This is a genomic window from Tersicoccus mangrovi, from assembly GCF_036881825.1.
In the GTDB taxonomy this organism is placed as follows: domain Bacteria; phylum Actinomycetota; class Actinomycetes; order Actinomycetales; family Micrococcaceae; genus Tersicoccus; species Tersicoccus mangrovi.
Genome location: NZ_JBAJMW010000004.1, coordinates 12,853 through 29,408 on the forward strand (window position 1 = coordinate 12,853; position 16,556 = coordinate 29,408).

Genomic DNA, 16,556 nt, shown 5'->3' on the forward strand with positions numbered 1-16,556 from the left:
GTGAATCGCAGGGCCGGTCGGCGAGCGTGCGGTCAGTCCCCGCCGAGCGCGAAGGCGGCGTCGAGGTCGTGCTGGGAGTAGGCGCGGAAGGCGATCTGCGTCGTGGTGTCGCGGATCGAGGCGACCTTGGAGAGCCGGTCCGCGATGACGCGCTCCAGGTCCTCGTGCCGGCGCACCCGCGCCACGACGATGAGGTCCCAGTCGCCCGTGACGGAGTAGACCTCGCTGATGCCCTCGATCGCGGAGATCTCCTCCGCCGTCTCGGGGATGCGGTCCGGCTCGACGGACACGTGGGTGAACGCGGTGATCACAGCAGGTTCTCCTTCGGAAGCGAACCGGCGCCCCGGCGGGAGCGTCGGCGGATGAGGGCGACGACGGCACGCCAGCCCAGCAGGAACACGGCCAGGGTGATGGTGGCGACGACGATGAACGACGGGGCGATCCCCGCGCCGGTGACCGCACGCAGCACCATGCCGCCCGCGACGGCGGCCACCCAGACGACGACGCCGGTGGGCCACACCCGGGTCGGGGCGCGCCACGCACGGATCAACAGCCACCCGATCGCGGCGCCGGCCAGGAACGGCCACGCCGTCGTGAGGACGCCGAGCACGGCGTCGCCCTCCTGGTGGCTGGCCCGCCCGATCGCCGCGAAGACGAGGACGAGCACGGCGTCGGCGACAGCGGCACCCGTGGCACTCGTCCCCGGTCGGCGCGTCGCGGGCTTCCGTCCGCCCGACCGGTCGGAGCCCGGCGTCGATGCCGGGCGGTCGGCGGTGCGGGGGCCGGGCGTGGTGGCCGGCATCGGGCCGTCCGACGGGCCGGTCGAGGACGTGCTGGGGGCGGAGCCGGAGGAGGTGCTGGACACCCTGCCAGTCTACGAGCCGCGCGTCGGCGACGGCGTCGCTCATCCGGCTCGGGCCCGGACGGCCGGCCGTAGACTCACCGCCATGGATCCGGCCTTCACGCCTCTGACGCCCGCGGACACGCCCGCCTGGGCGGAACTGACCACCGTGCTGGCCCACGTCGACGGTACCGAGGAGTTCTACTCGGCCGAGGACCTGGCGGAGGAGCTCACGGAGGACGACGTCGACCCGGCGCGGGACACGTGGGCGCTGCGCGAGACCGACGGGGACGGCCCGCGGATCCTGGCCGCCGGTCAGGTGCGGGTTCGCTCCGACCTGCTGGACGGCCGGGCGGTGGCGCTGCTGAGCGGCGGTGTGCACCCGGACCGGCGCGGGCAGGGGATCGGGCGGGCGTTGATGGACGTGATGGAGGACCGTGCCCGGGAGCTGGCGGCCGAGCGTCATCCCGGTGTGCCGGTGCTCCTCCGCAACCCCGGCGGGCTGTCGACGGACCCGGTCCGCCGCCTCCTGACCCACCGCGACTACCGGCTCAGCCGGTACTTCGTCCAGATGGGACGGGACCTGCCGGAGCCGACGGCACACGCCCTCGCCCAGCCCATGTCGCCGTCGGCCCGGTCCGGCTACCGCATCGTGCCCTTCCGTGCCGAGCTCTCCGCCGGCGCCCGGGAGGCGCGCAACGCTGCCTTCGCCGACCACTGGGGGTCGACGGCGATCTCCGAGGCGGAGTGGTCGGCCTTCGCCGAGGCCCGCAGCCTCGTCGCGTCCTGCTCCTTCCTCGCCGTGGGCGATGACGGGCGCGTGCACTCGTTCTGCCTCGCGCAGGACTGGCAGGACGGCCCCCTCTACCTGGCGCTGATCGGCACGACGCCGGACGCTCGGGGCCTCGGGCTCGCCCGGGCCTGCATCGCCGCGTCGCTGGACGCGGCAGCGCGGCAGCGCGGGCAGGACGGCAGCCCGCGCTTCGCCGGGGCGACGCTGCACGTCGACGCCGACAGTCCCACCGGCGCGACGCGCCTGTACGAGTCGGCGGGGTTCACCGCGATCAAGACCTTCGCGACGTTCACCCGCGAGGTGGATGCGCTGCCCTTCTGACGCACCCGCGTGGTCGGGGACCCGGCGCCCGGCTCGGGCCGGCCCGCGCCGTCGATCCTGTCGGAGGCGTGTGCCACGCTGAGCGCATGGCCTCGTCCCGCCCGCCCCGGACCATCTACTACACGGCCGCGACCCTCGACGGCTTCCTCGCCGACGAGCACCACGACCTCGGCTGGCTCCTGCGCCTGGCGCCGGATCCCGAGCGCACCCCGCCTGGGTTCGACTTCGCCACCTTCTTCGCCGGCGTCGGCGCCATGATGATGGGCGGGAACACCTACCGATGGGTCCACCGGCACGAGGACCTCGCCGCCCAGCCTCAGCGGTGGACCGACGTCTACGGCACGACGCCGTGTTGGGTGTTCAGCTCGCAGGACCTGCCTCCCGTCGAGGGCGCGGACATCCGGCCCGTGCGCGGAGCCGTCGCGGACGTCCTCCCGGCGGTCCGCGCCGCGGCCGGGAACCGGGACGTCTGGCTGCTCGGTGGCGGCGACCTCGTGGGGCAGGTCGACGACGCCGGTGGCCTCGACGAACTGCGGGTGAGCATCGCGCCCGTCACTCTCGGGGCGGGCCGGCCGCTGCTGCCCCGGCGCCTGGAGCAGCGGCTGACCCTGACCGGCGTCGACACCGACGGGACGTTCGCCTACCTCGCCTACGACGTCGCGCCGCCGGCCGCCGGCTGATGACAAAGCCGACGGCGGCCGGGCTCGCGGCGGAAGAGACGTCGGCATCGGTGGTCGACCCGTGACAGCGATCACCAGCGGTGCCTACGCTGGCGGCATGTGCAGGAACATCCGGCAACTCCACAACTTCGAACCGGCGGCGACCAGCGACGAGATCCGGGCCGCCGCCCTCCAGTACGTGCGCAAGGTCAGCGGCAGCACCAAGCCGTCGCAGGCCAACCAGGCCGCCTTCGACGACGCGGTCGAGGAGATCGCCCACATCACGGCGCACCTGCTCGAGCACCTCACAACGAGCGCCCCGCCCAAGAACCGGGAGGTCGAGGCCGCCAAGGCCCGTGCCCGCAGCGCCCAGCGCTACGGGGCCGCCTGATGGCCGAGCGTCCGCTGCGCTTCGCCGTCGTCGGCGGAGGCCAGATCTCCCAGCAGGCCTTCCTGCCCGCCATCGGCCGCACCGACAAGGCGGAGTTCACCGCCCTCGTGTCCGGTGACCCGGAGAAGCGGGACCAGCTGGCCCGTGAGCACGGCGTCACTGCCTGGGACTACAGCCAGTACGGCGAGCTGCTCGCGTCGGGCACCGTCGACGCGGTCTACGTCGCGACCCCCGTGTTCCGGCACCGGGAGTTCGCCGTCCCGGCCCTGGAAGCGGGCATCCACGCACTCGTCGAGAAGCCGTTCGAGGTCAGCGCGGAGGCCGCGCAGGCGGTGATCGACGCCGCCGGCCGCGGGGGAGCGACCCTCATGGTCGCCTACCGGCTGCACCAGGAACCGGGCACGGTCGCCCTGATGGAAGCGGTGCGCGACGGCGTGATCGGCGACCCGCGCTACTTCACGAGCGCCTTCTCCCAGGACATCGACGAGCGCAACCACCGTGGCAGCAACGGTTTCTGGGGCGGCCCGGTCGCGGACATGGGCACGTACCCCCTCAATCAGGTGCGCACCCTGTTCGGCGCCGAGCCGATCCGCGTCAGCGCGCACGGCGTGCGCACCCCCGGTCGGTCCTTCGACTTCGAAGACACGGTGGCCGTGGCCCTCACGTTCCCGGGGGAGCGCGTCGCCCAGTTCACGGTCTCCTACGCCACCGCCTCGACCCAGAACTTCACGCTCGCGGGGAGCGCGGGTGCCATCACGTCGGCCGTCTGCTACGAGTGGGGTGACGACGTCGCGATCAGCTGGACCGTGACCGACGCGGACGGCGAGTCCGACGAGCACCGCCACGATCCGGTCGACCAGTTCGCCGGCCAGATCGACTACTTCGTGGACTGCATTCGCAGCGGAACCGAGCCCGAGCCCTCTGGCGAGGAGGGACTGCTCGACGTGCTGGCCCTCAAGGCGATCGAGGAGTCGCTGACGACGGGCCGCCCGGTGGACCTGCCGGCACGGGAACGGTCCCGTCGTCTGAGCAGCGATCAGGTGCGGGCGATCGCTGCGCCCCGCAAGCCGGCCGACGACGACCTCACCTCCGTCATCACGCAGAATCCGTGACCGGCCGTGGGAGCGGGGGCTGAGCTCTTCGAACGGATCGCCGTCGACGTCACGACCGGACCCGGGGTCACACGGGGGCGGATGTTCCACGCTCCCGACCTGCGGGTGCACGGCAAGGTGTTCGCCTTCGTCGGCCGCGACGGGCGGCTGATCGTCAAGCTCCCACCCGCTCGGGTGCGGCAGATCCTCGCCGCGGGGCAGGGCGACCTGGTGGAGCTGGGCGGCCACAGGATGCGCGAATGGGTCGGCCTGCCCGGTGCGGCCGACGGCGATGCTCTCGCCTCCGACGGTGCCGACGGTACGGCTGACGACGGTGCGGCCGGGGGACCGGACATCGATGCCGCGGTCGAGCCGCGCTGGCGCGCGGCGGTCGACGACGCCTGCGCCTACGTCCGCAGCCTCCAGGAGCCATGACCGCCGGCCGATCGCCGCTACGCTTCCCGGATGAGCACCACCCCAGACGCGGCCCCGGACGGCGCCTCCGGCACGGCCGGCGCCCGGCGCGGCGACAGTCGTACCGCGATCCGCACGGCGGCCGAGCGCCTGTTCGCCGAACGGGGCTACGCCGCGACGTCGGTCCGTGACATCGCGGCCGCGGCCGCCGTCGACCCGGCCCTCGTCATCCGCCACTTCACCGGCAAGGAGCCGCTGTTCCTTGCCACGATGCAGCTCGACCTCGAGCTCGAGGCCGTCCTCGACGGGCCGATCGAGTCCCTCGGGCCGCGGCTGATCGCCTACCTGCTCGACGCGGACGAGCACACCCGCGGGGTGTTCCTGGCGCTGCTGCGAGCCAGCGACACCGACGACGTGAGCACCCGGCTCCGGGAGGTCCACGACGCGGGCTTCGTCGAGCCGCTGCGCCGCCGACTGACCGGGGCTGACCGGGATCTGCGCGCGAGCCTGGCCGGGGCGCTGGTCGGCGGTCTGCTCTACGCGCTGTGGGTGGTCGGCGACGAACGACTGCTCGCCGCCGACCACGCCGACCTCGCCCGCCACTACGGCCGGGTGCTGCAGGACCTCATCACGCCGGCCTGACGGCCTCGTCCGGGCACGCCCGCCTCACGGGCGATCGGACGCCGCCGCTACTGCGCGGACCAGCCACCGTCCGAGGGCAGGATCGCGCCCGAGACGTTGGTGCCGTCGTCACTGAGCAGGAACGTGATCGAGGCGGCGAGCTGCTCGGCCTGCGCGACCGGCGGCAGCGTCGCCATGGCCGCACCGATCCGCTGCTGCCCGAGCGTCGAGGCGAAGGTCGCCTGGATGTTCGTGGCGACCGGCCCGGGGGCGACCGCGTTGACCCGGATCCCGCTGGTGCCGTACAGGAACGCCGAGCTCTTTGTGATGCCGACGACGGCGTGCTTGGAGGCGGTGTACGCCAGACCGGCGGCCGAACCGCGCAGGCCGGCCTCGGAGGCCACGTTGACGACGGACCCGTGTCCGGCGGCCAGCATGACCGGCAGCACGGCACGGCTCAGGCGGAACAGGCCGTCCACGTTGACCGCGAACACCCGCTCCCACACGGCGTCGCTGACCTCGTGCAGCGGCGTCATGTCGTCCATGATCCCGGCGACGTTGGCGAGCCCGTCGATGCGCTCACCCGCGGCGGCGACGATCCGCTCGACGTCCTCCGCCTTCGTGATGTCACCGGCCACCGTGACGACGTCGGTCTCGGCCAGGTCCGCCGCGAGGGCCTCGAGCCGGTCGGCGGCGATGTCGACCGCGACCACCCGGCCGCCCTCCCGGGCGATGCGGGACGCAGTCGCCCGCCCGATGCCCGAGCCGGCGCCGGTGACGATGACGGTCTGGCCGGCGAATCGGTCGGGAGTGATCCGCTCGGTGAACGAGGCGACGGGCTGCGAAGCCGCCTGCGGGATCTCGGTCTGGGGGTTCTCGGACGCGGTCATCGTGGTCCTCTCGACAGGGGAGCCCGGAGCGGCGGGTCGTCGCGCCCGGGCGGAACGGAATCGGCGTCCCGCGGACGCCGTGAGTCGAGTCTGCGAGCCGCGACGCCAAGTGTCAACTAAGTTGACAGTCGAGTGATCCGCTGCCGACTACCGTGGGGACTGACCCTTGACCCGATCACCGCTTCTGATCACCGCTCCGACCCTGGAGGCACCGTGTCCGAATCGCTCAGCCCCCTGCCCGACGCCGACTGGACCCGGGTGCTGTGCGTGGTCGCTCACCCGGACGACATGGAGTACGGCACCTCGGCGGCCGTCACCACCTGGACACGCCGCGGCGTCGAGGTCGTGTACCTGCTGCTGACCGCCGGCGAGGCCGGGATGGCGGAGCCGCCGGAGGTCGTCGCTCCGTTGCGCGAGCACGAACAGCGCCGCGCCTGCGCGGCGGTCGGCGTCACCGATCTGCGGATCCTCGGGCGGCCGGACGGCATGCTCGAGTACGGACTCGACCTACGCCGTGACATCGCCCGCGTGATCCGGCAGGTGCGGCCCGACGCCGTCATCGGCGGGGTGTTCGACGTCGAGGCGTGGGGGATGCTCAACCAGGCGGACCACCGGGCCGCCGGCCTGGCCACCGTGGATGCGGTGCGAGACGCGGACAACCCGTGGGTGTTCCGGGAGCTCGCGGAGGAGGAGGGCCTCGCGCCCTGGCACGCGACGGCGCTGCTCATCTCCGGACACGAGACGCCCACACACGGCCTCGCCGTCGACGACGAGGCCGTGCAGGCCAGCGTCGCGTCCTTGCGCAGCCACGAGGCCTACCTGGCCCACGTGACCAATCATCCGGCGCCGGAGGAGTTCATCCCCGAGATGCTGCGCCAGGGCGGTGCGGCGCTCGGCACCGAGCACGCCGTGCTGTTCCGGGTCCACGACCTCGGGGGTATCGGCGGCATCGGCGGGCGTGAGGAGACCGCCGCGTCCTGAGCCGACTACCGCCGGCCGCTCGTGCGGGGTGTCGTGCCCGAGCCGGTCTCGGGACACGCCCGCGTTCTCGGGGATCTGACGCCGCATCCCGATCCGGCGCGGCATGTAGTGGGACCGGACTCGCTGGTCGGCCGCGTGGTCGGGTCGACGCCGCCGCGGACCACTGCTGCCGGGCTCAGGCGCGAACTCAGACCACGTCGAGTGTCCGCGCGACGATCCAGGCGTGCTTGCCCACCTGACGCACCCGGGCGAAGCCGAGGCTCTCGAACAGTTCGACGGTGCCGCTGAACAGGAAGCGACCCTGTGCCTCGCGACCGGCGGTGACCTCGGGGATCGCCTCCACCCGGCCGCCTCCGCGGGAGGTGATGGCGTCCAGGGCGCCCTCGACCCCGGCACGGGCGACGCCGAGACCGCGGTGCTTCGGGTCCACGTAGACGCAGGTGATACGCCAGTCCGGCACGGGCGGAGCGTCCTTGAGGTACTCCCGCCGGTGCTTGATGCCGGGCAGCTCGCGGGGGCTGCCGAACTGGGCCCACCCCTGCACGGCGCCGTCGTCGTCGATCACGAGCGCCGCGTGCGCCCGGTCGGTGCGCACCCGTTTTTCCTTCGCGGCCCGGTGGTCCAGCCCGCGCTGCCTGCTGTCGAGGTGGAAGCCGATGCACCAGCAGCCGCCGAAGATGCCGTGGTTGCGTTCGACCAGGTCGGCGAAGCCGTCCCACGTGGAGGCGTCCAGCTCGCGGATCGTCCAGGCCATGAGGTCACCTTCCGACGCCGGCACGACGGCCGCTCGATGTGGTGGGTCGAGAATACTGCGGACGGGCGGTCGCATGGCTCGTTCTCGACCGCCCGTAGGGTGAGCGGGTGGACGACGCGCAGCACGCCTTCTCCGACCGATCCGACTCCGACCGATCCAGTGCCGGTCAGCAGCTCGCCGACCAGCCGCCGACGGCGCTGGTGACCGGCGCGTCCGGCGGGATCGGCCGCGCGACCTGCGTCGCCCTCGCCGAGCGCGGGCACCGGGTGGCGGTGCACGCCGCGCACAACGTCGACGGGGCGCGGGCGACGCTCGACGCCCTGCCCGGGGACGGGCACGTGCTCGTCGTCGCCGACCTGACCGAACCGGGTGAGGCCGAGCGGATCGTCAGCGAGGCGGCCGCGGCGCTCGGGCCGGTCGGCGTCCTCGTCAACAACGCCGCGATCGCCACCGGCCCGGAGAACCGCCACCACCCCGCAACGAGTTCGTTCGCCGCGTGGTCGGCCGCGTTCGGCACGATGATCGACGTCAACCTGCGCGCCGCCTCCGACGTCAGCTTCTGGTTCGCCCGCCACGCGATCGAGGACGGCCACGCCGCGAGCATCGTCAACGTCGGGTCCCGTGGCGCGTTCCGCGGCGAGCCGGACCACCCGGCCTACGCCGCGACCAAGGCCGCACTGCACGCGCTCGGCCAATCACTGGCGGTCGCCCTCGCACCTCACGGCATCGGCGTCACGTCGGTGGCGCCCGGCTTCACGGCGACGGAACGGACCGCCGAGCGGTTGCGCGGACTGGCGGGGGAGGGCGTCGCCGCGCAGAGCCCGTTCGGCCGGGTCGCCCGCGCCGAGGAGATCGCGCACGCCATCGCCAACCTCGCCGATCCCGCGTCCGTCTGGGCATCCGGGACGATCGTCGACCTCAACGGCGCGTCCTACCTGCGGAGCTGACTCGCGACACTCGCCCAGGGTCCTGGTAGGGACGCCCTCACATCACGTCGTGCTCGGTGGCGCCCGGCGTCCAGTCCTCGGGGATCCACCGACCGACGAGATTGGCGATGATCAGCGTCCGTGCCTCCGGGTCGAACAGGTAGGTGACGCCGTCGCGCACCGTGGCGGCCAGGGCGCCGAAGGCGGCCGCGCTGGTGGTGATGACGTGCCGCTCGCCGTCATCCGTGCCGACGAGCAGGTCGAACTCGTCGGCGCCGGTCCAGTTGGCGTTGAAGTACTGCACGCGTCGGGTCCCCTCGCTCGCGCCGCTCATGGATGCTCCTGCCTCGGGATGCTCGACGTGATCCGTCTCGATCAGCGTGTGCCGCGCCGGCGCTGCCGTCCAGGGACGGGTGCCTGTCGCGTGAGACGGTGGGGACGAGCCGACCGACCAGGAGGACACCATGACCGCAGGCCGCACCACGCCGACGCCCCGCGAGGTCGCCGACGGCGTCTTCTTCGTCCAGGGGCCCGCGTCGAACTGGATCGTGCTGCGGGACGGGCGCGAGTTCACCCTGCTGGACAGCGGCTACACGCGGGACACCGCGGCGGTCCTGGCCTCCGTCCGCACGCTGGGTCTCGATCCGGCGCAGGCGGCGGCCGTCGTGCTCACGCACGCGCACGTCGACCACACCGGGGGAGCGCGGCACCTGTCCGTGGAGTACGGCGTCCCCGTGCTCGCCGCCGCGCAGGAGCGTGCCGCCGTTCGCGGCGAGGAGCAGTTCCAGGTCGCCCTGCCCCAGCTGGTGCCGCTGCTGTGGCGGCCGCGGGTGCTGGCCTGGACCGCACGCGCCGTCCGGGCCGGCGGACTCACCCCGAACGCCATCACCACCGACGGCGAGGCGTCGAGCACCCGGTTGGCGGACCTTCCCGGCCGACCGCAGCCGGTGCCGACACCGGGCCACACGCCGGGGCACACCGCCTACCGGCTCGCCGGTGACGCCCTCGCCACGGGCGACGCACTGATCACCGCGCACGCACTCAACGGCGGCGGCTCCCCACACGTCCAGCCGATCCACGCCGTGTTCGACCACGACCGGCCCGCGGCCGACGCCGCGCGGCGGAGCCTCGCCGAGCTGGGTCAGGTCACGGTGCTGCCCGGGCACGGGCCGGCGATGGGTGCGGACCCCGCGCGCCTCTGAGCGACGCATCCACACTCGGTCGCGCACGGTCCGGCCGTCCGCACGACGGTGCTTTGCCACCCGAACCGCCGACCCCCGTTCGGGCCGGCCGCGCCGGCCGCGGCGGCGCGGGTGACCCAGGCGGGGGTCCGGCCGGACGCGTGAAGCTCCCTCAGGCAGCAGCCGTCCGCGCCACTGCGGCATCGGTGTCCGCGGTGACCAGGTCCGCGTTCAGGTTGGCGCCGGCCATGGCTCCCGCGGCGGCCGCCGCCCCGACCTGCGCCGTCGGATCCGTGACGTTGCCCGCCACCCAGACGCCGGGCACCCCGGTCACGCCGGCCATGCCGGAGACGACTCGCCGGCCGTACCCCATCGGCAGGTCCTCGACCGGCAGGCCGAGGCCGTCGAGCCCGTCGAGGCGCGGCTGCATCGTGGTGGCCACGGCGACGGCCCGCCGCGCCACGACCTGGCCGTCGGCCAGGCGCACACCAGTCAGGGCACCGTCCTCACCCGTGAGCACCTCGACCACGGATTCGTCGACGACGCGGATGTCCCGCGCGGCGAACCGGGCGCGGGTCTGCTCGTCCAGCGTGACGCCCGCGGCGAAGACCACGAGGTCCTCGGTCAACTGACGGAACAGCAGCGCCTGGTGCACCGACGCCGGTCCGGTGGCCAGCACCCCGATGGGCTGGTCGCGGACCTCCCATCCGTGGCAGTAGGGGCAGTGCACGATGCCGTGCCCCCAGTGGGCGGCCAGGCCCACGACGTCCGGCAGCACGTCACGGACGCCGGTCGCGACGAGGAGGCGCCGGGAGGTGATGGTGCGGCCGTCGGCGAGTGTGACGGTGAAGCGCAGATCGCCGTCGACCGGAGCGACGGGCGAGGCAGCTGCGACCTGGCCGGTCACGATGCGGCCGCCGTAGCCGCGCACCTCCGCCCGGCCGAGGGCGAGCAGCTCCGCCGGGGGCATGCCCTCCCGGCCGAGCAGTCCGTGCACGCCGTCGGCCGGCGCGTTGCGGGGCGCTCCGCCGTCGACCACGACGACGGACCGCCGAGAGCGGCCGAGCATCAGGGCGCCGTTCAGACCGGCCGCGCCGCAGCCGATCACGACGACATCGACCGTGCCGTCGGGCAGGGCGTCGCTCGGGACGTCGAGACGGTCCTGGGGTGCGAGGGAGGCTGTGGTGGTGGTCATGGCAGGTCCTTCCGGTCCGGGGCGAGGGGATTCGTCCGCGCTCGACGCTACGCAGTGATCCCGCTAAACGCATAGGATCATGCCCATGAAGCAAGACGAGGACGACCTGGACGGCCTGGTGCGCAAACGCATCCGGGCGCTGCGCGTGGCCCAGGGGTGGTCCCTGGAGGAGCTGGCCGGGCGGGCGAACCTCAGCCAGTCCACCCTGAGCCGGATCGAGAACGGTCAGCGCCGCCTCGCGCTGGACAGCCTGGTCACCCTGGCCCGGGCGCTGGACACGACGCTGGACCAACTGGTGGAGAACGCGTCCGACGACGTCGTCATCAGCCCGATCATCGACGCCGCCCGCGGGCAGATGCGGTGGCCCATGCGGGCCGAGCCCGGCGTCACGGTGATCCGCCAGCGCCTCACGGGACCCCCGCCGGACGACCCGGCCCGTATGCGGGCGCATCCGGGGCGCGAGTGGGTCGTGGTTCTGGCGGGGACGGCGGTGCTGATGCTCGGCCACCGCCGCTTCCGGATCGAGACCAACCAGGCCGCCGAGTTCCCCACGATGTTGCCGCACTCCATCGGCAGCGCCGGCGGCCCCTGCGACACCCTCGGCATCTTCGATCGGGACGCCCGCCGCAGCCACCAGCGCACGACCGAGCCGACGGTCTCGGCGGGGTAGACGGTCTTGCGCGACCGGCCACCAGAGGCGCGCCTCGCTTGCCGATCCCGGGATCGGCATGCCCGCGAGCGCCGGCGACGCCTACCGTGAACGGGTGACCCACCACCAGCACACCCACACCCACCACCAGCACGCCGAGCAGGCCACCGAGGAGCAGTTCACCGAGGAGCAGTGGGGCGACCTGCTCGACCTGGACGCCGACGTCCTCGCCGATCACCTCGCCGCGCTCGTCGCCGATCTGCCGATCGAGCGCGCCCCCCAACGGATCGTCGACCTCGGCGCCGGTACCGGCTCGGGCACCTTCGCGCTGCTCACCCGGTTCCCGGACGCCCACGTCACGGCCGTCGACGTCTCGGCCGAGAACCTCCGCCGACTGCGGGCCAATGCCGAGGCCCGCGGCGTGGCGGACCGCGTGCACACGGTCGAGGCCGATCTGGACGCGGACTGGCCGGATCTCGGCACCCCGGATCTCGTCTGGGCGTCCGCGTCGGTCCACCACCTCGCCGACCCGGACGGGGCACTGCGCACGATCCGCGACCTGCTCGCGCCGGGCGGCCTCCTCGCCCTCGTCGAGCTGACCGACTTCCCGCGGTTCCTGCCGGAGGACCAGCCCACCGAGCGACCCGGCCTCGAGGAGCGCTGCCACGCCGTCATCCACACCGCCACCACCGAGCACGTCCCCCACCTCGGGGCGGACTGGAGCGGCACGCTGACGTCCGCCGGCTTCACGGTGAAGGGCGAGCGTGACGTCTCGATGGTCATCGCGGCCGGCGCGAGCCCGTCGGTCGGGCCCTACGCTCGGACCACGCTGGGCCGCATCCGCGAGACCGTCGGGGAGCGCCTGGACCCCGAGGACCTGGCCGCGCTGGACCGACTGATCGACGCCGACGGCCCGCAGAGCATCCTGCACCGCGACGACGTCGAGGTGCGGACCGAGCGTCAGGTGTGGGCGGCGGTGGCGGCGGACGCGTGAGCCGTCGGCGACGGCACGCGGCACCAACGCCGTGTCGGACACACCAAGACGACGACGCGGAAGCGTCACGTGAGACATCCGTCACGGCAGGGGCATAGGGTAGCCGCGTGCAGGTCGTCGCCTCGCGCCCGGACCGGGATGACCCGACCCGGTGAGGGGTCCCTCCGTCAGCGGGCCGGACCCGACTCGAGAATCCCGGGGTCATCATGAAGCACCGCTCGCTCCCGCGCCGGATCGCTGCCGCATCGGCGGCCGCCGTCGTCGCGTCCTCCACCGTCGCCACCGGCCTGCTCGGACTGGGGGTGAGCCCCGCCGTGGCCGGCGGTGCGGCGTCACCCACCACCACGCCGATCAAGCACCTCGTCGTCATCTTCGGGGAGAACGTCTCCTTCGACCACTACTTCGCCACCTACCCGAAGGCGGCGAACATCGCAGGGGAGAAGCTGCAGGGCACCTCGATCGCCGCGCCGCGGTTCACCGCCGCCCGCACCACGCCAACCACCATCGCGACTCTGGCGCACGCCCGACTGCTCGCCCCGAACAATCCGAACAGCGTCCAACCCGCACGCCTCGCGCCGTCGCAGGCCGTGACCTGCGACCAGGACCACGAGTACACCGCCGAGCAGAAGGCCTACAACGGCGGCCTGATGAACCGGTTCGTGCAGAACACGAGCCGCGACGCGTGCGGCACGAACCAGTTCGGGCGCCCCGGTCTGACGATGGACTACTACGACGGCAACACGGTGACCGGTCTGTGGAACTACGCCCAGCACTACGCGATGAGCGACAACCACTTCGGCACGACCTTCGGTCCCTCCACGCCCGGAGCGCTCAACCTCGTGTCCGGACAGACCCACGGGGTGCGGGAGTTCACCGCGACGGGCAAGCGGGTCGTCCCCACGGCCAGTGACTACACCGTCCGGCAGCCGGACGCCACGGGGACGGGCACGATGATCAACGACCCGGACCCTGTCTACGACGACTGCTCGAACTCCAGCCACAAGTCGACCAACAACCTCGCCGCCATGACGGGGAGGAACATCGGCGACCTGCTCAACGCGCGCGGCGTCTCCTGGGGCTGGTTCCAGGGTGGCTTCGCGCCGACGACGGCGGCCCGGGGAACGACGCCGGCGGCCTGCCTGGCGAGCCACACGAACGCCGCGGGCGCCTCGGTCGTGGACTACTCGCCGCACCACGAGCCGTTCCAGTACTACGCGTCGACCGCCAACCCGCACCACCTCGCTCCGGCCACCGCTGCCGAGATCGGGCACAACGGCCGCGCGAACCACCAGTACGACCTGAGCGTCTTCACCCGCGTGGTCGACACCGGCCAGCTGCCGGCGGTCTCGTTCCTCAAGGCGGCCGCCTACCAGGACGGCCACGCCGCCTACTCCGACCCGGTCGACGAGCAGCACTTCATCACGAAGACCATCAACACGGTGCAGCGGTCGAAGAACTGGAAGGACACCGCCGTCGTCGTCGCCTACGACGATTCCGACGGCTGGTACGACCACGTGGCCGCCGCGGTGAAGAACGCCTCGAACACCACGGACGACGCCGCGTGGTGCCGGCAGGCCGCCACCAGGGGCACCCCGATCGCCGGCGGCTACCAGGACCGCTGCGGTCCCGGGCCGCGGCTGCCCCTGATCGTCGTCTCGCGGTTCGCGAAGCAGAACGCCGTCGACCACACCCAGACCGACCAGTCCTCCATCCTCCGGTTCATCGAGGACAACTGGATCACCGGTCGCGTGGGCAACGCCTCGGCCGATGCGCGTGCCGGCACCATCGCGGGGATGTTCGACTTCGCGCACCCGCGACAGGAGCAGGTGCTGCTGAACGAGCAGAACGGGACGGTCTCCGCGGTCATCCGCTGACGCCGTCGCGGTCCCGGCTGCTTAGGCAACCTATCGTTCACCCTCGCGTCATGTCGGCGGCCTACCGTGGCGACGCGCGGGCCGACGCCCGCGCCCCGACCGGGGGAACCCGGATCGCCACCTCAGCCCCGGCGCCCCCGTGCCGGGCCGGACATGAACCATGGGGTCACCATGAAGCATCTCGTTCACCGCACCATTCCGCGACGGCTCGCCGCTGTCGCCTCGGCCGCCGTCGTCGCCGGTGCCACCGCCGCCGGCGGTGTGCTCGGCGTCGGCGTGCCCAGCGCCGCCGCCAGCAACTCGACCACCGCCACGCCGATCAAGCACGTGGTCGTCATCTTCGGGGAGAACGTCTCCTTCGATCACTACTTCGGCACCTACCCGAACGCGGCCAACACCCCCGGTGAGACCCTCCAGGGCTCCAACGTCCCGGCGGCGAAGTTCACGCCCTCGGCCGACACGCCGAAGAACATCAACACGCTGGCCAGCGCCGGGCTGCTCGCCCCGAACAACCCGAACACCGTCCAGCCGGCCCGCCTCTCGCCGTTCCAGGCCGTCACCTGCGACCAGGACCACGGCTACACGGCGGAGCAGAAGGCCTACAACGGCGGCCTCATGGACCAGTTCGTCCAGTACACGAGCCGCGACGCGTGCGGCACGAACCAGTTCGGGCGCCCCGGTCTGACGATGGACTACTACGACGGCAACACCGTCACCGGTCTGTGGAACTACGCTCAGCACTACGCGATGAGCGACAACCACTTCAGCACCACCTTCGGTCCGTCCACCCCGGGCGCGCTGAACCTGGTCTCCGGCCAGACCCACGGCGTCAAGGAGTTCACCGCCGCCGGCCAGCCCGTGACGCCGACGGCAAGCGACTACACCGTCCGGCAGCCCGACGCCACCGGCACCGGCACCGTGATCAACGACCCGGACCCCGTCTACGACGATTGCTCCAACAGCAGCCACAAGTCGACCAACAACCTCGCGGGCATGACCGGCAAGAACATCGGTGACCTGCTCAACGCCAAGGGCGTCTCCTGGGGCTGGTTCCAGGGCGGCTTCGCGCCGACCACCCAGGCGTCCGGGACCACCCCGGCCGCGTGCCTGGCCAGCCACACCAACGCCGCCGGCGCCTCGGTCGTGGACTACTCCCCGCACCACCAGCCGTTCCAGTACTACGCGTCGACCGCCAACCCGCACCACCTGGCCCCGGCCAGCACCGCGGAGATCGGCCACAACGGCCAGGCGAACCACCAGTACGACCTGACGGCGTTCGACTCCGTGGTCAACACGAACAACCTGCCGGCCGTGTCCTTCCTCAAGGCCGGCGAGTACCAGGACGGCCACGCGGCCTACTCCGACCCGGTCGACGAGCAGCACTTCATCACCAAGACCATCAACACGATCGAGAAGTCGCCGAACTGGAAGGACACCGCCGTCGTCGTTGCGTACGACGACTCGGACGGCTGGTACGACCACGTCGCGGCGCAGGTGAAGAACGCGTCGAACACCGCCGACGACGCCGCGTGGTGCCAGCAGGCCGCCGCCAAGGGCACCCCGATCGCCGGTGGCTACCAGGACCGCTGCGGTCCCGGCCCGCGCCAGCCGCTGATCGTCGTCTCGCCGTTCTCGAAGCAGAACTTCGTAGACCACACCCAGACGGACCAGGCCTCGATCCTGCGCTTCATCGAGGACAACTGGAGCACGGGTCGGGTCGGTGACGCCTCGGCCGACGCGACCGCCGGTTCGCTGTCCGCGATGTTCAACTTCCACCACGAGCGGCGCGACCAGGTGCTGCTCAACGAGGAGAACGGCTCCGTCGCCGCCGTCCTGCACGGCAACAACGGGCACGGCGGTCACCACCACCGCTGACCCCGGTTCGACAGCAGCACCACCCCGAGGGGCTGCAGCGGGAATCATCCCGCTGCAGCCCCTTCTGCGTCGGCGGCCGATGACGGCCGCGGCCGCCGCGGCGGCC

Annotated in this window: 19 protein-coding genes; 13 read left to right on the forward strand and 6 right to left on the reverse strand. The window is 72.7% G+C overall.

Annotated features, from left to right (window positions below):
* Positions 1-32 precede the first annotated feature (32 nt).
* Positions 33-311 carry an Lrp/AsnC family transcriptional regulator gene (locus V6N00_RS08520; RefSeq protein ID WP_076693188.1) on the reverse strand — a complete coding sequence of 93 codons (279 nt, stop codon included), beginning with the start codon at positions 309-311 and terminating at the stop codon, positions 33-35.
* A complete protein-coding gene (locus V6N00_RS08525) occupies positions 308-865 on the reverse strand; it encodes a DUF3054 domain-containing protein (RefSeq protein ID WP_334231664.1) in 558 nt (185 codons plus the stop codon). Before V6N00_RS08525 ends, V6N00_RS08520 begins: the two co-directional genes overlap by 4 nt.
* Before the next feature lie 82 nt (positions 866-947).
* Here V6N00_RS08525 and V6N00_RS08530 point away from each other — a divergent pair, with 82 nt between their 5' ends.
* The 6 genes from V6N00_RS08530 to V6N00_RS08555 all read left to right on the forward strand — a co-directional run bounded on the left by V6N00_RS08530 (position 948) and on the right by V6N00_RS08555 (position 5,152).
* Positions 948-1,955, forward strand: a complete 1,008-nt coding sequence (locus V6N00_RS08530; RefSeq protein WP_334231665.1) for a GNAT family N-acetyltransferase — start codon at positions 948-950, stop codon at positions 1,953-1,955.
* A gap of 86 nt (positions 1,956-2,041) precedes the next feature.
* The gene (locus V6N00_RS08535) at positions 2,042-2,635 is read left to right on the forward strand and encodes a dihydrofolate reductase family protein (protein WP_334231666.1); all 594 of its coding nucleotides are present in this window, start codon (positions 2,042-2,044) and stop codon (positions 2,633-2,635) included.
* Between the two features lie 97 nt (positions 2,636-2,732).
* Positions 2,733-3,005, forward strand: a complete 273-nt coding sequence (locus tag V6N00_RS08540) for a DUF2277 domain-containing protein (protein WP_334231667.1) — start codon at positions 2,733-2,735, stop codon at positions 3,003-3,005.
* Complete coding sequence (locus V6N00_RS08545) at positions 3,005-4,117, forward strand: Gfo/Idh/MocA family protein (protein ID WP_334231668.1); 1,113 nt, start codon at positions 3,005-3,007, stop codon at positions 4,115-4,117. The genes V6N00_RS08540 and V6N00_RS08545 overlap by 1 nt, the downstream gene beginning before the upstream one ends.
* Before the next feature lie 81 nt (positions 4,118-4,198).
* Complete coding sequence (locus V6N00_RS08550; protein WP_334231669.1) at positions 4,199-4,531, forward strand: hypothetical protein; 333 nt, start codon at positions 4,199-4,201, stop codon at positions 4,529-4,531.
* A 30-nt stretch (positions 4,532-4,561) separates the two neighbouring features.
* Positions 4,562-5,152: a TetR/AcrR family transcriptional regulator gene (locus V6N00_RS08555; RefSeq protein WP_334231670.1), complete on the forward strand. Its 591-nt coding sequence runs from the start codon at positions 4,562-4,564 to the stop codon at positions 5,150-5,152.
* Positions 5,153-5,199: 47 nt separating this feature from the next.
* Here the strand turns inward: V6N00_RS08555 and V6N00_RS08560 are convergent, their stop codons facing one another.
* A complete protein-coding gene (locus V6N00_RS08560) occupies positions 5,200-6,021 on the reverse strand; it encodes an SDR family NAD(P)-dependent oxidoreductase (RefSeq protein WP_334231671.1) in 822 nt (273 codons plus the stop codon).
* A gap of 213 nt (positions 6,022-6,234) precedes the next feature.
* Between V6N00_RS08560 and V6N00_RS08565 the strand changes: the two genes are divergently transcribed.
* A complete protein-coding gene (locus V6N00_RS08565; RefSeq protein WP_334231672.1) occupies positions 6,235-7,002 on the forward strand; it encodes a PIG-L deacetylase family protein in 768 nt (255 codons plus the stop codon).
* A 187-nt stretch (positions 7,003-7,189) separates the two neighbouring features.
* Here V6N00_RS08565 and V6N00_RS08570 read toward each other — a convergent pair whose 3' ends face one another.
* A complete protein-coding gene (locus V6N00_RS08570; RefSeq protein ID WP_334231673.1) occupies positions 7,190-7,756 on the reverse strand; it encodes a GNAT family N-acetyltransferase in 567 nt (188 codons plus the stop codon).
* A gap of 107 nt (positions 7,757-7,863) precedes the next feature.
* Here V6N00_RS08570 and V6N00_RS08575 point away from each other — a divergent pair, with 107 nt between their 5' ends.
* Positions 7,864-8,703 (forward strand): SDR family NAD(P)-dependent oxidoreductase, encoded by an 840-nt coding sequence (locus V6N00_RS08575; RefSeq protein WP_334231674.1) that lies wholly within the window; start codon positions 7,864-7,866, stop codon positions 8,701-8,703.
* Positions 8,704-8,740: 37 nt separating this feature from the next.
* Here V6N00_RS08575 and V6N00_RS08580 read toward each other — a convergent pair whose 3' ends face one another.
* Entirely contained in the window at positions 8,741-9,016 is a 276-nt protein-coding gene (locus V6N00_RS08580; RefSeq protein WP_334231675.1) for a hypothetical protein, read from the reverse strand.
* Positions 9,017-9,146: 130 nt separating this feature from the next.
* Here V6N00_RS08580 and V6N00_RS08585 point away from each other — a divergent pair, with 130 nt between their 5' ends.
* Positions 9,147-9,884 (forward strand): MBL fold metallo-hydrolase, encoded by a 738-nt coding sequence (locus tag V6N00_RS08585; RefSeq protein ID WP_334231676.1) that lies wholly within the window; start codon positions 9,147-9,149, stop codon positions 9,882-9,884.
* A 151-nt stretch (positions 9,885-10,035) separates the two neighbouring features.
* Here V6N00_RS08585 and V6N00_RS08590 read toward each other — a convergent pair whose 3' ends face one another.
* Complete coding sequence (locus V6N00_RS08590) at positions 10,036-11,058, reverse strand: NAD(P)/FAD-dependent oxidoreductase (RefSeq protein ID WP_334231677.1); 1,023 nt, start codon at positions 11,056-11,058, stop codon at positions 10,036-10,038.
* 85 nt (positions 11,059-11,143) lie between these two features.
* On the opposite strand from V6N00_RS08590, the gene V6N00_RS08595 reads away from it, so the two are divergent.
* The 4 genes from V6N00_RS08595 to V6N00_RS08610 all read left to right on the forward strand — a co-directional run bounded on the left by V6N00_RS08595 (position 11,144) and on the right by V6N00_RS08610 (position 16,450).
* Entirely contained in the window at positions 11,144-11,728 is a 585-nt protein-coding gene (locus V6N00_RS08595; RefSeq protein ID WP_334231678.1) for a helix-turn-helix domain-containing protein, read from the forward strand.
* Positions 11,729-11,786: 58 nt separating this feature from the next.
* The gene (locus V6N00_RS08600) at positions 11,787-12,701 is read left to right on the forward strand and encodes a class I SAM-dependent methyltransferase (RefSeq protein WP_334231679.1); all 915 of its coding nucleotides are present in this window, start codon (positions 11,787-11,789) and stop codon (positions 12,699-12,701) included.
* Between the two features lie 206 nt (positions 12,702-12,907).
* Positions 12,908-14,575 (forward strand): phospholipase C, encoded by a 1,668-nt coding sequence (locus V6N00_RS08605; RefSeq protein WP_334231680.1) that lies wholly within the window; start codon positions 12,908-12,910, stop codon positions 14,573-14,575.
* A 171-nt stretch (positions 14,576-14,746) separates the two neighbouring features.
* Positions 14,747-16,450 carry a phospholipase C gene (locus tag V6N00_RS08610; protein ID WP_334231681.1) on the forward strand — a complete coding sequence of 568 codons (1,704 nt, stop codon included), beginning with the start codon at positions 14,747-14,749 and terminating at the stop codon, positions 16,448-16,450.
* Positions 16,451-16,556 lie beyond the last annotated feature (106 nt).

Excerpts from the sequence above, each read along its gene's own strand:
- V6N00_RS08530 (WP_334231665.1), top strand. The coding sequence starts at position 948 with ATGGATCCGGCCTTCACGCCTCTGACGCCCGCGGACACGCCCGCCTGG.
- V6N00_RS08535 (WP_334231666.1), top strand. The coding sequence starts at position 2,042 with ATGGCCTCGTCCCGCCCGCCCCGGACCATCTACTACACGGCCGCGACC.
- V6N00_RS08540 (WP_334231667.1), top strand. The coding sequence starts at position 2,733 with ATGTGCAGGAACATCCGGCAACTCCACAACTTCGAACCGGCGGCGACC.
- V6N00_RS08545 (WP_334231668.1), top strand. The coding sequence starts at position 3,005 with ATGGCCGAGCGTCCGCTGCGCTTCGCCGTCGTCGGCGGAGGCCAGATC.
- V6N00_RS08550 (WP_334231669.1), top strand. The coding sequence starts at position 4,199 with ATGTTCCACGCTCCCGACCTGCGGGTGCACGGCAAGGTGTTCGCCTTC.
- V6N00_RS08555 (WP_334231670.1), top strand. The coding sequence starts at position 4,562 with ATGAGCACCACCCCAGACGCGGCCCCGGACGGCGCCTCCGGCACGGCC.
- V6N00_RS08560 (WP_334231671.1), bottom strand. The coding sequence starts at position 6,021 with ATGACCGCGTCCGAGAACCCCCAGACCGAGATCCCGCAGGCGGCTTCG.
- V6N00_RS08570 (WP_334231673.1), bottom strand. The coding sequence starts at position 7,756 with ATGGCCTGGACGATCCGCGAGCTGGACGCCTCCACGTGGGACGGCTTC.
- V6N00_RS08580 (WP_334231675.1), bottom strand. The coding sequence starts at position 9,016 with ATGAGCGGCGCGAGCGAGGGGACCCGACGCGTGCAGTACTTCAACGCC.
- V6N00_RS08585 (WP_334231676.1), top strand. The coding sequence starts at position 9,147 with ATGACCGCAGGCCGCACCACGCCGACGCCCCGCGAGGTCGCCGACGGC.
- V6N00_RS08590 (WP_334231677.1), bottom strand. The coding sequence starts at position 11,058 with ATGACCACCACCACAGCCTCCCTCGCACCCCAGGACCGTCTCGACGTC.
- V6N00_RS08595 (WP_334231678.1), top strand. The coding sequence starts at position 11,144 with ATGAAGCAAGACGAGGACGACCTGGACGGCCTGGTGCGCAAACGCATC.
- V6N00_RS08600 (WP_334231679.1), top strand. The coding sequence starts at position 11,787 with ATGCCCGCGAGCGCCGGCGACGCCTACCGTGAACGGGTGACCCACCAC.
- V6N00_RS08605 (WP_334231680.1), top strand. The coding sequence starts at position 12,908 with ATGAAGCACCGCTCGCTCCCGCGCCGGATCGCTGCCGCATCGGCGGCC.
- V6N00_RS08610 (WP_334231681.1), top strand. The coding sequence starts at position 14,747 with ATGAAGCATCTCGTTCACCGCACCATTCCGCGACGGCTCGCCGCTGTC.